Source organism: Archangium violaceum, from assembly GCF_016887565.1.
In the GTDB taxonomy this organism is placed as follows: Bacteria; Myxococcota; Myxococcia; order Myxococcales; family Myxococcaceae; genus Archangium; species Archangium violaceum_B.
In genome coordinates this window covers 1,619,185-1,637,857 of sequence record NZ_CP069396.1, presented here as the reverse complement: position 1 = coordinate 1,637,857, position 18,673 = coordinate 1,619,185, and the positions used below count along the sequence as shown (strand labels likewise).

The following is an 18,673-nucleotide window of genomic DNA, read 5'->3' as shown; positions in this document are numbered from 1 at the left end:
GCCTTACGGCTTGGCCGGGGCGGTGGAGAGCTGCGAGGGGTTGGTGGGCACCTGGATCTCCCCGCTGACGACCTTGGCGCGCAGCTCCTCGATCTTCTGGAGGGCCTCGGCCTTGCCCGGGAAGTCCACGCGCACGGGGGCGTAGGAGACGCCGCCCTCCTTGAGGCCCAGCACCACGTCGCCGCCCTCCAGCTTGCCCTGGGACAGGTCACGCACGGCCTCGTAGACGCCCAGGTCCACGCGCTTGAGCATCGAGGTCAGCACCGCCTCCGGGGCGAGGTGGGACTGATCCGAGTCCACGCCGATGACGAACACGGGCTTGCCGGCGGTACGAGCCTCCTTCACCGCCTGGATGACGCCCAGGCCGTCCGAGCCGGCCGCGTGGTAGACGATGTCCGCGCCCTTGGTGACGAGGTCCTGGCCCACCTGCTTGCCAGCGGCCACGTTGTCGAAGCTACCGGTGTAGTTCACCAGCACGGTGGCCTTGGGGTTGGTGGCGGCCACGCCCGCGCGGAAGCCGGCCTCGAACTTCTTGATGAGGGGCACCTCCATGCCGCCCACGAAGCCCACCTTGTTGCCCTTCGTCGCCAGACCGGCCAGCGCGCCCACCAGGAAGCTGCCCTGCTCCTCGCGGAACATCACCGTGCGCACGTTGGGCAGGGTGTAGGTCTTCCCATCGGCGGCCACCAGCGGGCTGTCGATGAGGAGGAACTTCGAGTCCGGGTTGCGCTTGGCCACCGTCTCCACGGCGTTCTCGAGCATGAAGCCCACGCCGACGGCCAGGGACACACCCTGATCCACCAGCAGCTGCAGGTTGGGCTCGTAGTCCTCGGGCACCTTGCTCTGCAGCACCACCGGGGTGACGCCCACCGGGGCGATGCCGCGCGTGGCCAGGTCCTGCTGGAGCGTCTCCTTCAGCTCCTCGGGGGAGGCGTCCTTGTAGCTACCGCCCTCCATCTTCTTGCCCGCGCCCCACAGCTCCAGGCCACGCAGCGCCGAGTCGTTGAAGGAGTGGTCACCGCGGCCGCCCACGTCCGTGACGAGGCCGACCTTGAGTGACTTCTCCTTCGGAGCGGCGGCGGCCGGGGCATTGGCGGACTCCGCGGGCTTGGCGGGAGTGGCCTCCGGCTTCGCCTCCTCCTGCTTCTTGCAGGCGGACACGAGCAACAGGCCGAACAGCAGGGACATGCGCAGGGGACGAGCAGTAGCCATGAGGCCGCGTCTAGCAGAGCCCTGCCCTCCCCAGCAAGTCAGGCCAGGAGCGCCGCCCCGATGAGGCCGCTGTCGTCACCGAGCTCGGCGTCGCTGATGAGCAGCCCCTCGCGCGAGGTCATGGAGGCGTACGCCTGTACTCCCTCCACCACGCGCCGGCGGATGCCCGGGCAGTGCGCCAGCACGCCGCCGCCCAGGATGAGCCGCGCCGGGTTGAGCACCGTCACCTGGTTGGCGACGGCGATGGCCAGCATGAGGCTGGCGCGCTCGTAGACTTCCCGCGCCTCGGTGTCTCCCCGCTCCGCCGCATGCTCCAGCGTCACCGGCGTCACCCGGGCCGGGTCCCCGCCCGTCAGCTCCATGAGGATGTGCGAGCGCCCGGAGGCCAGCAGCTCGCGCGTCTGCGCGATGATGTTGTGGCCGCCGACGTAGGCCTCGAGGCAGCCCAGCTCGCCGCAGCCACACTTGCGCCCGTTGGGCACCACCTTGGTGTGCCCCAGCTCGCCAGCCACTCCGCCCGCGCCGTGCACCAGCTTGCCACCGGCGATGATGGCGCTGCCCACGCCCGAGCCCACGAACACCGTGTACATGTCCTGGGCACCGCGGCCCGCGCCGGCGTTGAGCTCACCCCACGCGGCGGCCGCCAGGTCATTGACCACCCGGACGGTGAAGCCCAGCCGCGTGCGGAGCATCTCCCCCAGCGGCACGTTGCGCCAGCCGAGGTTGGGCGCCACCGCCAGCACGCCCGAGTCACCGTGGATCTGCCCGGCCGCGCCCACGCCGCAGAACTGCACGGGCGTACCGGCCGACTCCACGGCCACCTTGGCCGCCTGGGCAATGGACTCCACCACGGCCGAGGGGCTGCGCTCGGCGAGCGGAATCTTGGAAGCGGCGACGATTTTTCCCTGCTCGTTCACCACCGCCGCGCGGGCGAACGTACCTCCCAGGTCGATACCGAGCGTAGGCATAAGCGTTCTCTGGTCGGGCAATCAGCCCTTGAGCTTGGTGAGGAGGGCCGAGACGAGCGACACCACCTCTTTGTGTCGGGCCTCTTCCTTGAGGCTCCCGTCCGGGTTGAAGGCTTCCATGGACCGGGGCAGGTGCACCTGGGCGGGCAGCACGTGCGTTCCCAGCCCGGCCAGCACCTGCCGCAGGTGGGGCTGCATGCGCGCGGTGCCGAAGGCACCCGGCGAGGCCCCCATCAGCGCCGCCCACTTCTCCTGGAAGAGGCGCTCGGGCGGACGCGACACCCAGTCGATGGCGTTCTTCAGGCCGCCCGGAATGGAGGAGTTGTACTCGGGGCTGGCGATGAGCAACCCATTGGCGCGGGCCAGCCGCTCCCGCAGGTTCTTCACCAGGGCGGGCAGGCCCTGGGCCTCCACTTCCTGATCGAAGATGGGCAGCTGCGCGAGCGACTTGGGCTCCACGACATCCACCTCGGCGCCCAGCCGGCGGGCCTCCGCCACGGCGATGTCGAGCAGCTTCATGTTGAGGGCGCCCGTGCGGAGGCTTCCACACAGGGCGAGCAGGTGGGGGGTGGCCATGGGGTCCTCTGTCTACCTCAGGCGCCAACCTCGCGCTTCATCTTCGCCACCGTGCCCTCGATGAGCTGGCGGATCTCCTCCAGCCGCTCGGGGGTGCTGGCCTCGAAGCGCAGCACCAGGATGGGCTGGGTGTTGGAGGCGCGAATGAGGCCCCACCCGTCCGGGAAGGTCACCCGCACGCCGTCCACGTCCACGATGGAGTGACCCGCCGCGCGCAGGGTCTCGGTGGCGCGCTTGACGAGCTCGAACTTCTTCTCCTCCACCGTGTCCACGCGCAGCTCGGGCGAGGCGTACGTCTTGGGCACGTCCGCCAGCAGCTCGGAGAGCTTCTTCTTCTCGTGGGTGAGGATCTCCAGCAGACGCGCCGAGGAGTAGATGGCGTCGTCGAAGCCGAAGTAGCGGTTCTTGAAGAAGATGTGGCCGCTCATCTCGCCGGCCAGCTCCGCGTGCTCCTCCTTCATCTTCGCCTTGATGAGGGAGTGGCCCGCCTTCCACATCACCGGCTTGCCGCCGTGCTTCGCGATGTCGTCATAGAGGGTGTAGGAGCACTTCACCTCGCCGACGATGGCCGCGCCGGGGCTCTCCTTCAGCACGTAGCGGCTGAAGAGGATCATGATCTGATCGCCCCAGAGGATGTTGCCCTGGTCGTCCACCACGCCGATGCGGTCGCTGTCGCCGTCATAGGCGATGCCCACCTCGGCCTTCTCGCGCTTCACGGCCGCGATGAGGTCCTGCATGTTCTCCACCACCGTGGGGTCCGGGTGGTGGTTGGGGAAGCGCGCGTCCATCTCGCAGAAGAGCGGGACGACCTCGAAGCCCATGCTCTCGAAGAGGGGCACGCCCACCGCGCCGCCGGTGCCATTGCCCGCGTCGATGACGATCTTCATCCCCTTGCGGCCCACCTTCACCGTCTGACGGACGAAGTGGTAGTACGGGGTGTGGATGTCGAAGGGGCTGACGGTGCCCGGGGTGGCGGCCTTCTCGAAGTCGCGCGCCTCGATGAGCTTGCGCAGCGCCTGGATCTCCGGACCGTGGAAGGTCGTCTTGCCGGCGCCGATCTTGAAGCCGTTGTACTCGGGCGGGTTGTGGCTGCCGGTGATCATCGCCAGACCGTCCACCGGCAGGGTGTTGGCGGCGAAGTAGGTCAGCGGGGTGGGCACCACGCCGACGTCGAATACGTTGAGCCCGGTGGAGGTGAGGCCACGGCAGAGGGCGTCGCGGAAGCGCGTGGAGGACTCGCGACAATCGCGGCCGACCACGATGGAGCGTCCACCCTTGCGCCGCACCACGGTGCCGAGTCCCTTGCCCAGCAGTTCCACCACCTCGACGGTGAGGTCCTTATCCACCAGGCCACGGATGTCGTACTCGCGGAAGATGTGCGCGTTCATGAGGCTGTTTCCTGAAACCCTCGCGGGGGGTAGGGCGAGGGCGGCGCACTCTACACAAGCGCGGGGCGCGCGGGTATCCAAGTGGGGGCTGTTCAAACCCTTGAAATTACGACACTTCGGTACCCGGGAGGGAGCGGGCCCCCTCGCCAGGCCACCCGGTGGGCACGGGAAGGACCCATCCGGAGGAGGCTTCCCCCAGGAAGCGGAGGAGTGTCCCCTGTCGTCCCTGCTTCAGCGCGCGGTCTGGGACCCCAGCTCCCGGTCGAAGTCCACCAAGGCCTGGACGATGCGCTCCTTCGAGTCCGTGAGCAGCAGATAGCGCGCGTACTCCTGGCCCTTCGCGAGGTGCTCCAGGAGCGGGTACACCGGCCGCGTGCGCGTCCAGAACTCCTGGCCCAGGAAGATCATCGGGCTGACCACGCCCACGGTGTTGTAGTGGTTCTGGCAGGCATCCTGGAAGACCTCCTGGATGGTGCCGGCACTGCCCGGGGAGTAGACGACACCACCCTTCGCGATGGTGAGCAGACCGTCCTCGCGGACGCTGTTGGCGAAGTACTTGGCGATGTGGGTGGCGAACGGGTTGGGCGGCTCGTGACCGTAGTGCCAGGTGGGGATGCCCAGACTCTCGCAGGCGGGGTGGTCCTCGTCGCGCAGCGGCCAGGCCGCGCGCACCTCGAAGGCCCGCGCGAGCCACTCGCGATCCTTGTAGCTGGGGGCCTTGGCGAGGACGTCGAGAGCCGAGGCCAGCTCCGCCTCACTGCGCCGGGCGAACCAGGCGCCCAGGTGGGTGGCCTCCATGGCGCCCGGTCCACCGCCGCTCACCAGGAAGAAGCCGAGCCGCGCCAGCTCGCGGGCCAGCTCCGCCACCGCGCGGTAGTCGGGCTGCCCCCGGAGCATGGAATGACCGCCCATGATGGCCACCACCTTGCGCGGCCGGCCCTGTTGGGCGAGCACCTCCTCCATGGCGTCGGTGACGGCATGGTCGTGGAGCCGCTGCGCCAGCGTCTCGAGCAGCGAGGGCGGGTTGGCACCGCCCCGTGAGTTCCAATGCGCGTAGATGCGGGCGTCGGGGGTATCGGCGTAGGTCTCGGGGCGCGCGGGGTCGAAGCCCGCGTACAGCTCCTCCGGGGTGTAGAGGCCGCCGCGATACGGTGAGTAGGGCAGCCCCGAGAAGGGCGGGAAGACCATGGCCCCGCGCGCGAGCACGGCCTGCAGCGCGTCCTTCTCGAGCTCGCAGCCGAGGAAGACGGTGCCCGAAAGGTCGGCACCCAGCAGGGTCCGATTCTGTCCTCTCAGGTCCAGCCCCTGGAGGATGACGTTGGCGAGGCTCTTGCCGCTCGCCAGATGCTGCTCGAATGCCGCGAGGCTCTCGATCTCGACCACGCGAATCTCCCGTCCGTGCGAAGGACCCTGATCGTATCAGGAGCCTCCCGCCAGCGGGACACCTCTGAGTCCAAGTGCCCTCAGCGCTCCCAGAGCGAGCCCAGTTCCAGGGCCAGGGCCGCGAAAGGCTCGGCGTGGACGGTGACGTTCCCCAGGTGCGCGCCGAGCCGCGACCAGCGCCCGTCCTCCAGCCGATACACCTCCAGCGTCTGAAGGCTCGGGTCCACGAGCCACAGGCGCCTCACCCCCTCGCGCGCGTACGAGCCCATCTTCCGGACCCGATCCAGCGCCTCCGTGGAGGGTGACAACACCTCGCAGACCCAGTCGGGGGCGAGCGTCAGCGCGGCGACATCGGGCAGCTCGGGCAGGCGCTCGCGCCGCCACCCGGCCAGGTCCGGCACCAGGGCCTCGCCGCCCAGGTGCAGCTCGGGCTCGAAGAGGAGCACCCAGCCCCCGGGCCCCTCCCCCACCGGGCTCCGGTCGAAGGGGTCCAGTGCCCTGCCCAGCCGGAAGGCGGCCCGGGCGTGCACCGTCCTCGGCCGCGGGCTCACGTACAGCTCACCTCCGACGAGCTCACCCACGAAGTTGGACGGGACACCCTCCAGGTCTTCGTAGGTGGCTTCGCGCCGTGGCGGCTTGTCGCTCATGCTCCCAGGATGCAGTCCCGCCCCGGCCGTCGCAACCCGCTCCTCCCCCTGCCCGTGGATGTGCTCGCTCATGTGTCCAGCATGCACTCCACCTCTGACATCGGGTCAGCGCACCTCACGGCCCCGGTTGGCTGCCGAAGGACTCGGCGCCGCGAGGCTGCCGCCCGTAGGCCTCCCCCGGCTTCAGGGGAGCCAGCCACAGCAGGTCCAGGGCCGTCATCTGGTCCGCCGAGTAGAGCGCCACCTCCGGGTGCTGCGGGTCGAGCGTCGCCCCCAGGCCCTCGATGCCGGCGGCCCCCTGGCGGAAGGTGACGAAGTGCTTGGGCTCCACGGAGATGGAAGGCAGGGTCCACTGGTCGGTCTGCCGGGTGAAGCCCGTGAGGTGCAGTCCGCTCAGCGACACCGGCGTGGAGCCACGGTTGTAGAGCTGCACCCAGAAGGCACCCGAGGCATCGCGGCCCACCCGGTCGATGACGAGTGCCCCGTTGCCCAGCGACTCGATGTCGTGGAGGTGCTGCCGCAGCCACTCGCGACGCTCGCTGACGAAGCGGTGGAGGTAATCGGCGCTGCGTGCGGCATGCTCGGGGCTGACGTACGGATCCACCGTCTTGCCGTCCTTGCCCGGCAGGATGTACGGGGCGAGCAGCTTGTGCATGGCGTCGACGCGCGGGCCGATGTTCTCCTCGGTGAGCCACGTGTCGAGCAGCAGGCGCAGCCGGGCGACATAGCGGGCGCGCAAGGCCGGGTCATCGTAGAGACGCGTGGTGAGCGTGCTCCACGTCGGCTTCATGTCCTGCATGTCCGGGAAGCTTCGGCGGAACAGCCAGAGGTCGTACACGTTCGGGTCATAGGGCGTGTAGCTGAAGAGCGCATGCTCCCCCTTCACCCCCTGGATGACGGCGTTGGTGCGGTTGTAGAGGGACAGGGAGTTGTTCAGGTCCCACGGCACGTACGTCCACCTGCCCGTCTTGGGGTCATGGACGAGGTAGCTGCGCGAGTCGCCCTGCAGATCATTGGCGATGAAGGCGTCCACCGCCAGCCAGGTGAGGTAGTCCTCCACCTCCAGCTTCTCCTGGACGAAGGCGGAGAAGCGGTGCGGCGGCGTGCGGTTGACGCCCTCGAGGAAGCTCCACAGCGAGTCCCACGGCTGCTTCTCGTTCGTCTTCTTGTCCCAGGACTCCTGATAGTGCTCCTGGGGCGGCTGGCGCATCTCGCAGTCGTGCATGCCGCAGCGGTAGATGTCCCCGTCGTCATCGAAGTCGTGGGCCTCGAGGAAGTCCTTGTTGATGGACTCCAGCTCGGTGAAGACGCCCTCGTACTTCGTGATGACGGTGCCGTTGTCCTGGCGCAGGTGGAGCTTCACGTGGGCGTAGCGGGCGTACGGCACGCGCAACCCCACGCTCGCGGCCAGGTCGTACCAGAGCTTCTCGGTGAGGTAGCCCGAGTCCTTCCACGCCGCGAGCAGCTCGATGTTCTTCCTCCCCTGGAAGCGGTCCTCCTTGTCGAAGCGCACATCCCAGGACTTCTTCACCACGCGCGGGTCCGTCTTCGTGGAGCGCCCCCGGAAGCTCAGCTCCACCGCGTACGTGCGGCCCTCATGGAGGAAGTGGCCCAGCACCTTGAACTCCTTCGAGGGAGGATCCGGGATGTGGGCGTAGAGGGCATCGTAGTCGCGCTGACTCAGCGACAGCTCGTAGGTGGGGATGGACGTCTGCAGCGCCGGCCACCGGGGCTTGGAGGGCGAGGGCCTCGAGCCCGTCTGGGTGCCTCCGTCTGGCGGCGAGCCCGCGTCTGGCGAGCCCGCGTCCGGTGTACCCGCGTCAGGGGGGCGCCCGGCATCCGGACGCCCCGCGTCCTCGGAGGGAGAGCCGCCATCGGGCTTCCCGTTGTCGATGTCGTCCGTGGTGTGGGGGTGCGTGTCGGGCGGGTCGCTCGGACCTCCACACGCGCCCAGGAGCAGGAGAAGTCCAGTGAGCAGCGCGAGTCTCATACGCGGCTGCCAGGAGCAAGCCATGCGCCAGGGCCGAAGCACTGTTCCCAACACGAAAAGAGGAAGCTCGCGAGCCCTTGCTGAGAAGCGAACTACCCAGGGCGGGTGACCTGAAGCCCTGGGGGAGCATTCAGTGGGTCGCCGAGGGGCGAGCCTGGGACTCGGACGCACTGGCCTGACGCATGCGCTGCGTCAGCAGGTGGTAGTAGCGGTGCAGCGAGACGTTGAGCGGATCCACGCGGAGCGCCTCGGCGTAGCGCGCCAGCGCCCCATCGAGCACGTGCTGGGCCTCCAGGAGGATGCCCTCGTCGAAGATGGCACGCGCACGCGCCTCGGCGTCCGGGCGGGTGGCGAGGAAGGTCTGGCGCAGACGCTCCACCGCGTTCGGCTGCAACCCGGCGGCGAGGCAGCGGGCCACGCCGCGGAAGTTGCCCCGGGTGGCATCGAAGCGGGCGCGGGCGAGCGGCTCGCCCAGTGTCCGCCTCGCGACCTCCACCTTGCCCCGGAGGGCCTCGAGCGCCTGACGCTGCTCGGCGGGCAGGGGCCGCTGCCAGAAGGTCTCCAGCCGATGCTCGGCCTGGGCCACGCGCTGCAGCACCTCCGCGAAGTCCGAGTGCGGGTGGACGGCCAGCAGGCTGTAGGGATCCTGGCTGTGCGCGGTGGCCCGGGTCAGCAACTGCGCGAGCTCCGGATCCGGCGCCGGCTCCGCGGGAGGCGGCGCCAGGGCCTGGTCGATCAACCGGCGCACGTCCTCGGAGGGCTCGGCGAAGTGGACGATGAAGCCCTGACGGCCGCCCCAGGTGCGTGCCTCCTCGGCCGGCAGCAGGCGCACCACGTCGCACGCGCAGCCGAGCGCCCAGCCGTTGAGGGAGAGCTCCACCTGGAGGCGGGCACCGAGCCGCGGCAGCGTCCCGTCGCAGGCGATGCGCAGTCCCTCCTGGCTCACGTCGTTGACGAACACCGGCTGCAGTCCCAGGCCGTTGACGTCCTCGAGACGCACGCGGAAGGTGGGGGGCGCCAGGCAGCCGAAGGCGGGGCGCCGCATGGCCTCGTGCAGGGCCGAGCGGAAGGCCCGGGCACTGGCGAAACGGTCATCCGGACGCAGGGACATGGCCTGCATCAGCACCGCGGAGAGGGCCTGGGGCACGCGCTCCTCGATGAGGTGGGGCGGCAGCGGCCGGGTGGGCTTGTGGACGAGGAGCATCTCGCCCATGCGCCCGCCCCCACCGAAGGGCAGCCGTCCGGTGAGGAGCCGGTAGCCCAGCACCGCGAGCGCGTACAGGTCCGCGCGGCCGTCCGGCTCGGCGCGCACCCACAGCTCGGGAGCGAGGTAGGCGGGACTGCCCACCACCATGCCCGCGGAGAGCTCCTCCTCGGAGAAGCCCGCGCCCAGGGTGGCGGCCATGCCGAAGTCGAGGATCTTCACGCGCCGCTCGCCATCGCGGCCGGTGGTGAGGACGAGGTTCTCCGGCTTGATGTCACGGTGGACGAGGCCGCACGCATGCGCGGCCTCGAGGCCCTCGAGCACCTGGGAGAGCAGGAACACGACCTCGGCGGGGGGCAGCGGCAGCGGCAGGTGCGACAGGAGGGTGCCACTGACGTACTCCATGAGGAGACAGTGGTAGCCGCTGGGCGCCTGGCGCACGTCGAGGATCCGCGCCACGCTCGGGTGGACGAGGCTCTGCGCGGCACGGACCTCCGCGTAGAAGCGGTTGAGCACGGCCGGGTTCTGGGCCAGGTGCGGGTGGAGCACCTTGACCGCGAAGAGCGCACCCGTGGACGAGTGCTCGGCCTGGTACACGGTCCCGAGCGCGCCAGCACCCAGCTTGCCCTTGAGGACCAGAGGCCCATGGCCCATGCCGGACAGCGCCTCGCTGTCACACGGAGAACCCACGGGGTGGGTGCACGCGGCACCCGTTGGATGTTCATCGAAGCAGTGGTTGCAACCCATCGCCGCCCCCCAGCAGCGCTCGCCTGAAAGGCGGCGCGCCAGAGAGGCGATGCAACCTCCGTGCAGCCCCTTGCTTCGTTATCGAACCAACGAAACAAGGGGTGAAAGGGCGGTGTGACCCCTCCCGAAAGACGGAGATGGCCGGTAATTCCTCCAAACCCCGCCATGAAAAACTTTCAGTGTCCTACAGGAACTTCTCGCGCTTGCGCGCCTTGAGCGCCTCCACCACCTTGCGCACGTCCTGGCTCTTGTCCTTGGGCACCACCAGCACCGCGTCGCCCGAGTCCACCACCACCATGTCGGTGAGGCCCACCACCGTGAGCGGGCGCTTGTCGGCGAGCACCACGCAGCCCTTGCAGTCCACCACCACCGCCTCGGCTCCCGAGACGACGTTGCCGTTCTCGTCCGAGGGGCGCACCTCGGGGATGGCCGCGAAGGAGCCCACGTCGGACCAGCCGAAGTCACCCGGCAGTACCGCGATGTTGCTCGCCTTCTCCATCACCCCGTAGTCGATGGAGATGGAGGGCAGCTTCGGGAACACGCGCTTGAGCACCGACGCGAAGGTGCGCTTGCCCGCCGCCTTCCGCAGGGCGTCCAGCCCCTTCTGCATCTCCGGCATGTGCTTCGCGAACGCCTCCAGGATGACGTCCGCCCGGAAGACGAAGATGCCCGCGTTCCACAGGTACTCGCCCGACTCCACGTAGCGCCGGGCCGTCTCCACGTCCGGCTTCTCGCGGAAGGCCTTCACCTGCCGGCCACCGCCCTCCAGGCCATCACCCACCTGGATGTAGCCGTAGCCCGTCTCCGGACGGCTCGGCTTGATGCCCAGCGTCACCAGGTGGCCCTTCGCCGCCACCTGCGCCGCCTCGGCGATGGTCTTCTTGAAGCCGGCCACGTCCGCCACGTGGTGGTCCGAGGGCAGGACGACCAGGATGCCCTCGGGGTCCCTCGCGGCCACCTGCACCGCCGCCAGGGCGATGGCCGGCGCGGTGTTGCGCGCCACCGGCTCCACGAGGAGGTTCTTCTTCGGCAGCCCCTTCACCAGCTTCGCCGCCTGCTTCGCGTGCAGGGGACCGCAGACGATGAGGGTGTCCTTCACCGAGGCCAGGCCCTTGAGCCGGATGGCCGTGTCGGTGATGAGCGGGTTCTTCGAGGCCAGCGGGAGGAACTGCTTGGGCCGCGCCTTGCGCGACAGGGGCCAGAAACGGGTGCCGGAGCCACCGGCCATGATGACGGGATAGAGGGTCATGAGCGGCGCAAGATAGCGCCTTGCCCGCCGCCCGCCAGGGGCCTGTCCGCCTGGATGCCCCACGGACGTAGGCAGGAGTTTTGACCGCGTCCCAAAAAGCCAGTCTCATGCCGGCGCGTTGGAGTCCAAGCACACATCGGTCGGGCTGACGCTCGTCCTCACGATGGCGCTCGCCGTGGGACTGTCGCTCGCCCCCATCCCCGAGGCGCTGCGGCCCATCCCCAGCCTGGCGAAGGGGCCGGTCGCGCCCCAGCTCATCGCGCTCGTCACCACCTCGAGCGCCGCCTCCAAGCGCAAGGCCGTGGGTGTCGCCCCCGATGGTGAGTCGAACGCCCCCGAGGTGCCCGAGCTGCCCGAGGAGGAGGAGGACACCCCCGAGCTGGTCCAGGCCAACCCCTCCGACGCCGGGACTCCGGAGCCGCCTCCCATCGTCGCCGAGTCCGACTCGCTGGGGCTGGCGAAGCTCGGCCCCGCCATGCGCGACGCCGCCCTGCGCATGGAGTCCCTGCGCGAGAAGATGGGCGCCCAGCACGTGGACATCGAGCCCGGCTGCCGGCGCATGGGCGCCTCCGGGTGCGAGGAGAGCGGGCTCGCCCCCTTCTTCGACGCCCTGGACGGCCTGCATGACGGCATCCGCACCCAACCCGTGCGGGTGGAGCACCTGGGCGACTCGCTGATCGCCTCCGACCACATCACCGACATGGTGCGCCTGCGGCTGCAGGAGCGTCATGGCTCGGGCGGCAAGGGCTTCCTCTATATCGACCGCCCTACCCGCTCCGGCCGAGGCGTGCGCGCCGGTACGGCCTCCGAGGGCTGGGAGTTCACCCGCCTCATCGACCGCGCGCCGCCGAAGGACCGGCTGCCCTTCACCGGCGTGGCCTTCGCCGCGGGCAACGCGGGCTCCCAGGACGTGCGCTTCGGCATCGACGATGCGCGCACGGCGGAGATCTTCTTCCTCGCCCAACCGGGTGGCGGCTCCGTGCAGGTGCTCGCCGACGGCAAGCTCCTGCAGAAGGTGCAGACGCGCTGGACCCCGGCGGAGGTGGCCTTCGCCCCGGTGAAGCTGCCAGCCGGCGCCAAGACGCTGACGCTGAAGACGCGCGGCAAGGTGGAGCTGCACGGCGTCTCGCTGGAGAACGGCAACCCGGGCGTGGTGTACGACACCATCGGCCTGCCGGGCGCCTACGCGGGCGTGTTCCTGCGCGCCCACCGGCCCTACTTCCGCTCGCAGATGCGTCACCGCAAGCCGTCGCTGGTGGTGCTCATGTTCGGAGGCAACGAGGCCTTCCGGCTCTCGCGCGACTGGACGAAGCCCGAGGAGATCAAGCAGGAGGCCGAGTCGCTCGTGAAGCTGGTGCGCGAGTCCGTGCCGGACTCGGCCTGCCTCGTCATGTCGCCCATCGACGCGGCCATCCGCACCATGGGCGGCGACCTGGTGCCGCGCCGGAGCTCGCGCGAGGTGGCGGACATCTTCCGCCAGGTGGCGACGGAGGGCGGCTGCGCCTACTGGGACGCGCTCTCCGCCATGGGCGGCGAGGGCTCCGCCATCCGCTGGCTGGCCGCCGGCATGCTCAACCAGGACCTCATCCACCCGCGCGCGAAGGGCTCGGACCTGCTGGGCCACCTCTTCGACCTGGCGATTCAACGCGCCTGGGCCTCGAGCCATACGCAGCACGGGGCCATCGAGCCCACGGGCATCCAGAACGCCGACAAGGCCCTCACCGCCACCTTCACCCGCCTGCACTCCCTCGAGAAGGGCGAGAATTCGCGGCTGGGCGTCCTCCAGATGGGCGCCTCGCACACGGCCTCGCACTACTTCACGGACGCGCTGCGCACCCCGCTGACGAAGCGCTTCGGGGACGCCGGGCGTGGCTTCATCGCCGCGGGCAAGGCCTCGGACCGGCTGAAGCCCGCGGGCGTCTCGCGCGAGCTGACGGGTGAGTGGACGATGGAGGACGCGCTCTCGGCCGCCACGCCCGGACAGGCCTGGGGACTCAGCGGCGTGCGCGCGGTGGGCGCGCCCGGGGCCTCGCTGAGCATCCGCTTCTGTGACGGGTGCACCGCCGCCACCACGCCTCCCGCGCGGCTCTCCCTCTACTGGCTGGATGGGCCCGGTGTCGGACAGATGGAGGTGAAGGTGGATGGAAGCGCCCTGCCTCCCGAGCCGCCTCCACCCGAGCCCTTCACCTCGCCCACGGTGCGCATCCGCTCCTTCCCGGTCACCGGCCCCTCCCACGAGGTGGCGGTGCTCAACCAGGGCGGCGGCCCCATCACCGTGCTGGGCGCGGCGCTGGACCTGGAGCAGCCCGGCGTCGCCTATGACGCGGTGGGCCTGCCGGGCGCCACCGCCGCCACCGTGGCCGGCATGGACGCGCAGGCGCTCGCCGCGCAGCTCTCCTCGCGCAAGCCCCAGCTGCTCGTCTTCTGGTTCGGCACCAACGAGAGCGGCCAACCGGACCTGGACGCGGAGAAGCTGCGCACCGGCTACGGCGAGCTCATCGCCCGCCTCAAGAAGGACTCGGGCGGCGCCGAGTGCCTCGTCATCGGCACCACGGACCGGCTCCAGCAGCGCGCGGACGGCGGGTGGGAGGAAGCCCCCGGGCTCCAACAGGTGGTGACGACGCTGCCCGAGGTGGCCCGTGCCCAGGGCTGCGCGTACTGGTCGGCGCGCGCGGCCATGGGTGGAGCGCGCGGCATGGTGCGCTGGCAGCGCGAGGGCCTGGGCCACGCCGATGGAACGCACCTGACGCCCGGGGGCTACGAGAAGCTCGCGGGCATGTTCCTCTCCGACCTGCTGGCGGCCTACGAGACCTTCAAGGCCCAGCCCCCAGCGCTCGCGGCGGAGGGCCGCTGACGTGTACTTCCACAGCCTCCAGTTCGCCTTCTTCCTGACCGTCGTCTTCGCCCTCTACTGGGCGGTGCACCAGCACAAGTGGGCGCGGCTGGGCGTGCTGATGGTGGCGAGCGTCATCTTCTATTCGATGTGGACGCCGCTGCCGCTGCTGCTCTTCGCGGTGGCCACGGGCATCAACCACCTGTGCATCAAGGGCTTCCGGCGCTCGCAGTCACCTGGGGTGCGCAAGACGCTGGTGACGGTGGCCATCGTCAGCACGCTCGGGGTGCTGTGCACCTTCAAGTACGCGGACATGTTCCGCGAGACGCTGGTGGTGCTGCTCGCTCCGCTGGGTATCCACGTGCGCACGGAGCCCTTCGGGCTGCTGTTGCCGGTGGGCCTGTCCTTCTTCACCTTCCAGGCCATCAGCTACGTGGTGGACTGCTACCGGGGTGAGGTGCAGCAGGAGCGCACCTACTTCGAGCACCTGCTCTACCTGCTCTTCTTCCCGCACCTGGTGGCGGGCCCCATCGTGCGCGCCTCGCACCTCATCGAGCGCTTCGACGACACGCCCTCGCTGACGGCCGAGGAGGGGGGCCGGGGCATGTACCGCATCGCGATGGGCATGGTGAAGAAGCTCGTCATCGCGGACGTGCTGGGCAGCGGGCTGGTGGACCCCGTCTTCGGCTCGCCGGACGCGTACACCTCGGCCGAGTGCCTGGTGGCGGCGGTGGCCTACAGCTTCGAGCTGTACTTCGACTTCTCGGCGTACTCGGACATCGCCATCGGCACGGCGGCGCTCTTCGGCTTCAAGTTCGAGGAGAACTTCAACCGCCCGTACCTGGCGACGAACCTGTTCGACTTCTGGAGCCGCTGGCACATCAGCCTGTCCACGTGGCTGCGCGACTACCTCTACCGGCCGCTGGGCGGCAACCGGGTCTCCAAGCCCCGGGCGCTGCTCAACCTGATGATCACCATGGGGCTGGGCGGCCTGTGGCACGGGGCGGACTGGCGCTTCGCCATCTGGGGCCTCGCGCATGGCGCGATGGAGGCGGTCATCCGCGTGTGGTGGTGGGTGACGGGCAAGCCGCCGAAGGAAGGCCCCATGGCGAAGGTGCGCGCGGGGCTCGGACTGGTGGCCACCTTCACCGTGGTGGTGCTCACGCGCGTCGTCTTCCGCTCGCCCACCCTGGAGCACGCGGGCGAAATGTACGCGCGCCTGTTCGAGGGCAGCATGGGGCTGGCCAACGTGAGCACGCTCGTCTGGACGATGCTGGCGGTGGCGGCGGTGAGCCACGTGACGCCGCTGAGCCTCTTCCACAAGGCGGGCGAGCTCTTCGTGCGGATGCCGGTGCCGGTGCGCGCGGTGGTGCTCGTGCTGGTGGGCCTGGGCGTGCGTCACCTGACGTCGGTGGAAGCGCGCCCGTACGTCTACTTCCAGTTCTGAGCCGCTCTCCCGGCCCCGTCCCTCCACTTTTCTGGGACGCGGGCGAAGAGGACCCCTCATTAGAACGAATCCCGGCCTTCACTGGATTTTCCAGGATTGGCCTCATCGGTTCGTGAGTGGGTTCATCTTCTCAGAAAGAGAGCCATCCCTTGTTCAGCGTGAGTGTTTCCCGATTGAAGCACGGTCTCTTCCTTCTCCTCGCGGGAGCGGCGGCCGTGTCGGCCTGCGCCCCTCCCGATGAGACGACCGGCCTGGAGGAAGGCACGGAGGGCTCCGGAAGCTCGGCCCTGGCCACCAAGGCCTCGTTCGAGCTGAACAACGCGCTCCTGCCGTTCGACATGCCGGCACGCGCGGACCTCGCCACCAGCGAGTACAAGGTCTTCGCCCACTGGCACAACTTCCCGCTGCGCAGCTATGGCTCCAGCTCGGGCCAGTACTACGACAACTACACCAACTGGCTCAAACCGACGGGCACCTATGCGTCCATTGGCGGTTGGTTGCGCGATCGGCCCGTTCCCATCCTCGCCGTCCCCGCGCTGGAGACGGACTACGGCAAGCGGGACATGAAGACGGACATCCAGACGGCGGCCGCCGCGGGCGTCGATGGCTTCCTCTTCAACCTCTGGTTCCGGACCACCGACAACCGCTGGAAGTGGCTGACGGACCTCTTCAACGCGGCCGACGAGTTCAACGCCGAGAATCCGGCCGCGCCCTTCTACGTCATCCCCAACATCGACAGTCACATCCTCTCGACCGGCAGCGGGGCGAACGAGCCTCGCCAGCGCGCCGACGACCTCGCGACCTTCAAGAACCGCGCTTCATGGAGGAAGCTCAACGGCAAGTACGTGGTGGGCAGCTTCCGGCCCGAGGCCCTGCCGGCCACCTGGTACCAGCAGTTCTTCGATCAGCTGAAGACCGTGCATGGAATGGACGCGGTGCTGTGGGGAACGCTGCTCGACCCCTCGGAAGCCAATCGCAACGCGCTGAAGCCTTTCATGGTGGGAGCCACCTTCTCGCGTTGGGACAACCTCCCCTACACCTCCAACCCGCTCAATGGCATCAACACCCTGAAGGCCTGGGGCGACCAGAACGGCGTCCCCTACTCTCCGCCGGTCAGCCACACGGACAACCGCCCCACCAACTCCATCACCACGGAAACGGCGGGCTTCAAGACCCAGTACAACACCTGGAAGGCGGCGATCGACTCGGGCGTGAAGATGGTCCAGATCCTCACCTGGAATGACCACTACGAGGGTCACGCCCTGCGGCCCAACTCGGCCGTGCAGTACGCGTTCTACGACCTGACGGCCTACTACTCGACCTGGTTCAAGACCCGCCAGCAGCCGGTCATCGTGCGCGATGTCCTCTACTACTCGCATCGCATGCACCTGAGCACCGAGCCCTACGATACGACCCAGCAGGCCAAGCCCACCGCCTCGAAGAACGGTGTGGCCCTCGTGGACCGGGTCTTCATCCTGGGCATGCTCAAGTCGAGCGGGCGCGTGCAGATCACCTCGGGCGGGACCGCCTACGCCGCCGATGTCGCCGCGGGCCCGCAGTTCTTCGACGCGCCGCTGTACGCGAACAACCAGCCCTCCTTCCAGCTGAGCAGGAGTGGCACGGCGGTCCTCAACCTCACGAGCGCCTTCCGGACGCGCTCGCCCATCGTCTGGCAGGACCTCCTGTATCGCGCGGGAAGCTCCTCACGCCCGGTGGTCTCGGGAGTGCAGAACAACCTGCCGCAGGATCGTCTCCCGTAGCGGCGCCGCGGCTTACGCCACCCAGTGGCTCACGATGCGGTCCGTCGCCTCGACCTGCGCCGGCTCGGCCCGCATCTCCATGCCCATGCCCCGGGCGCCGAGCCTGTACATCCGCTCGCCCTCCGGAGCCGAGCCCGAGCGCACCTCTTCGGCCAGCCACAGCTCTCCGCCACTGGCGAGCACGGCCTGCCGCATGCGCACGTCGAACTCCGTCTCGGACAGCAGCCGCATCTGCTCCACCAGCAGCTCCACGGTCACATCCGCCTCGGGGCTGCGGGCTTCCAGACCCGCGAGGCTGCGGAACACCTCGGCGTAGCGGCGGGACGGAAGGAAGGCGGCATACCCGGGCCGCAGCACCGCCACCCCGGGCTCGGGCCGCGACTCGGGGCTGGCGGCCTCCGGGGCGCGCCAGGCCGGGAGCACGGACACGTCGTTCACCCTCGGCGTGCCATCCACCGCGCCGAGGAAGGGCGAGCGGCGGTGCAGATCGAGCATCGCCGTCAGCAGGCCCGCCTGGCCCGCGTGGCGCACGGTGAGGGTGCGATCTCCCTCGACCTTCACCTCGCCCCAGGCTGGCAGGGCCGAGATGCCACCCGGAGCGATGGACTGGAGCGACACCTGCACCGGCTCGCCGAAGCGCGGCTGCCACATCAGCCGCTTCGCGGTGAGCCAGAACCGCCCGGAGCACCGCAGGTGGAAGTAGAGGAAGAAGGCCCCACCAGCGACGAGCAGGGGGGCGGGGTTGCCATAGCGCTCCAGCCCGTGGCGGTTGGTGATGGCGAGCAGCACGAACACCCACGAGCCGGGCCAGGAGAGCAGCTGGCGCCAGCCCTGGGTGCCCTCGAGCAGCACCGGCTCATCACGGCCGGGGGGCTGGGGCAGCGGCTCGCGCACCAGCGTCTCCAGACGGCCGAGCACCTCCCTCAACGAGGCCCCGCCCTGCCGGGTGAAGTGGGCGAGCCGCTTGCGCGCGAGCACCTCCAACCGCTCACGCCGCGAGCGCAACGTGCGAAGCGAGCATTCCTCCCCGTCGGCCAGCAGCGCATCGACGGAGGGCTCCAACTCGCGCGCTTCCCGGAGCTGCTCCACGTGCGCGCGCAGCAGCCGCTTCCAGCGCGGCGAGCGCATCACCCGCAGGAGCGTGGTGTAACGAGCGAGCGCCCGATCCATGGCCATCCGGGGACAGCGTGCATCGGTCCCGGAAGGTTCCTCGACCAGGGAGGAATCCAATCCGGGACGGGGCACGCTGAGGGGGGAGGCCATGTTCAT

At 69.5% G+C, this 18,673-nt stretch carries 13 protein-coding genes; 3 read left to right on the top strand and 10 right to left on the bottom strand.

Annotation, left to right across the window (positions count from 1 at the left end; genetic code table 11):
* Nucleotides 1–3: 3 nt before the first annotated feature.
* From JRI60_RS07060 to JRI60_RS07020, 9 genes are all read right to left on the bottom strand, one after another.
* The gene (locus JRI60_RS07060) at nucleotides 4–1,212 is read right to left on the bottom strand and encodes a BMP family lipoprotein (protein ID WP_204225080.1); all 1,209 of its coding nucleotides are present in this window, start codon (nucleotides 1,210–1,212) and stop codon (nucleotides 4–6) included.
* Nucleotides 1,213–1,250: 38 nt separating this feature from the next.
* The gene (locus tag JRI60_RS07055; RefSeq protein ID WP_204225079.1) at nucleotides 1,251–2,180 is read right to left on the bottom strand and encodes an ROK family protein; all 930 of its coding nucleotides are present in this window, start codon (nucleotides 2,178–2,180) and stop codon (nucleotides 1,251–1,253) included.
* A gap of 21 nt (nucleotides 2,181–2,201) precedes the next feature.
* On the bottom strand, nucleotides 2,202–2,756 hold the full coding sequence (locus JRI60_RS07050) for an NADPH-dependent FMN reductase (RefSeq protein ID WP_204225078.1): 555 nt from the start codon (nucleotides 2,754–2,756) through the stop codon (nucleotides 2,202–2,204).
* A 17-nt stretch (nucleotides 2,757–2,773) separates the two neighbouring features.
* Complete coding sequence (locus JRI60_RS07045; protein WP_204225077.1) at nucleotides 2,774–4,144, bottom strand: phosphomannomutase/phosphoglucomutase; 1,371 nt, start codon at nucleotides 4,142–4,144, stop codon at nucleotides 2,774–2,776.
* A gap of 231 nt (nucleotides 4,145–4,375) precedes the next feature.
* Nucleotides 4,376–5,527 carry an LOG family protein gene (locus JRI60_RS07040; protein WP_204225076.1) on the bottom strand — a complete coding sequence of 384 codons (1,152 nt, stop codon included), beginning with the start codon at nucleotides 5,525–5,527 and terminating at the stop codon, nucleotides 4,376–4,378.
* Nucleotides 5,528–5,607: 80 nt separating this feature from the next.
* The gene (locus JRI60_RS07035; RefSeq protein WP_239470390.1) at nucleotides 5,608–6,246 is read right to left on the bottom strand and encodes a Uma2 family endonuclease; all 639 of its coding nucleotides are present in this window, start codon (nucleotides 6,244–6,246) and stop codon (nucleotides 5,608–5,610) included.
* Nucleotides 6,247–6,289: 43 nt separating this feature from the next.
* Entirely contained in the window at nucleotides 6,290–8,164 is a 1,875-nt protein-coding gene (locus JRI60_RS07030; protein WP_204225075.1) for a CotH kinase family protein, read from the bottom strand.
* A 130-nt stretch (nucleotides 8,165–8,294) separates the two neighbouring features.
* On the bottom strand, nucleotides 8,295–10,058 hold the full coding sequence (locus JRI60_RS07025) for a serine/threonine-protein kinase (protein ID WP_239470389.1): 1,764 nt from the start codon (nucleotides 10,056–10,058) through the stop codon (nucleotides 8,295–8,297).
* Nucleotides 10,059–10,299: 241 nt separating this feature from the next.
* The gene (locus JRI60_RS07020; RefSeq protein WP_204225073.1) at nucleotides 10,300–11,364 is read right to left on the bottom strand and encodes a mannose-1-phosphate guanylyltransferase; all 1,065 of its coding nucleotides are present in this window, start codon (nucleotides 11,362–11,364) and stop codon (nucleotides 10,300–10,302) included.
* Nucleotides 11,365–11,482: 118 nt separating this feature from the next.
* On the opposite strand from JRI60_RS07020, the gene JRI60_RS07015 reads away from it, so the two are divergent.
* The 3 genes from JRI60_RS07015 to JRI60_RS07005 all read left to right on the top strand — a co-directional run bounded on the left by JRI60_RS07015 (nucleotide 11,483) and on the right by JRI60_RS07005 (nucleotide 17,404).
* Nucleotides 11,483–14,218: a GDSL-type esterase/lipase family protein gene (locus tag JRI60_RS07015; RefSeq protein WP_239470388.1), complete on the top strand. Its 2,736-nt coding sequence runs from the start codon at nucleotides 11,483–11,485 to the stop codon at nucleotides 14,216–14,218.
* A 1-nt stretch (nucleotide 14,219) separates the two neighbouring features.
* Nucleotides 14,220–15,644, top strand: a complete 1,425-nt coding sequence (locus JRI60_RS07010; RefSeq protein ID WP_204225072.1) for an MBOAT family O-acyltransferase — start codon at nucleotides 14,220–14,222, stop codon at nucleotides 15,642–15,644.
* A 158-nt stretch (nucleotides 15,645–15,802) separates the two neighbouring features.
* The gene (locus JRI60_RS07005; protein ID WP_204225071.1) at nucleotides 15,803–17,404 is read left to right on the top strand and encodes an endo-1,3-alpha-glucanase family glycosylhydrolase; all 1,602 of its coding nucleotides are present in this window, start codon (nucleotides 15,803–15,805) and stop codon (nucleotides 17,402–17,404) included.
* Nucleotides 17,405–17,416: 12 nt separating this feature from the next.
* On the opposite strand, the gene JRI60_RS07000 is transcribed toward JRI60_RS07005, so the two are convergent.
* On the bottom strand, nucleotides 17,417–18,580 hold the full coding sequence (locus JRI60_RS07000) for a hypothetical protein (RefSeq protein ID WP_204225070.1): 1,164 nt from the start codon (nucleotides 18,578–18,580) through the stop codon (nucleotides 17,417–17,419).
* Nucleotides 18,581–18,673: the final 93 nt, after the last annotated feature.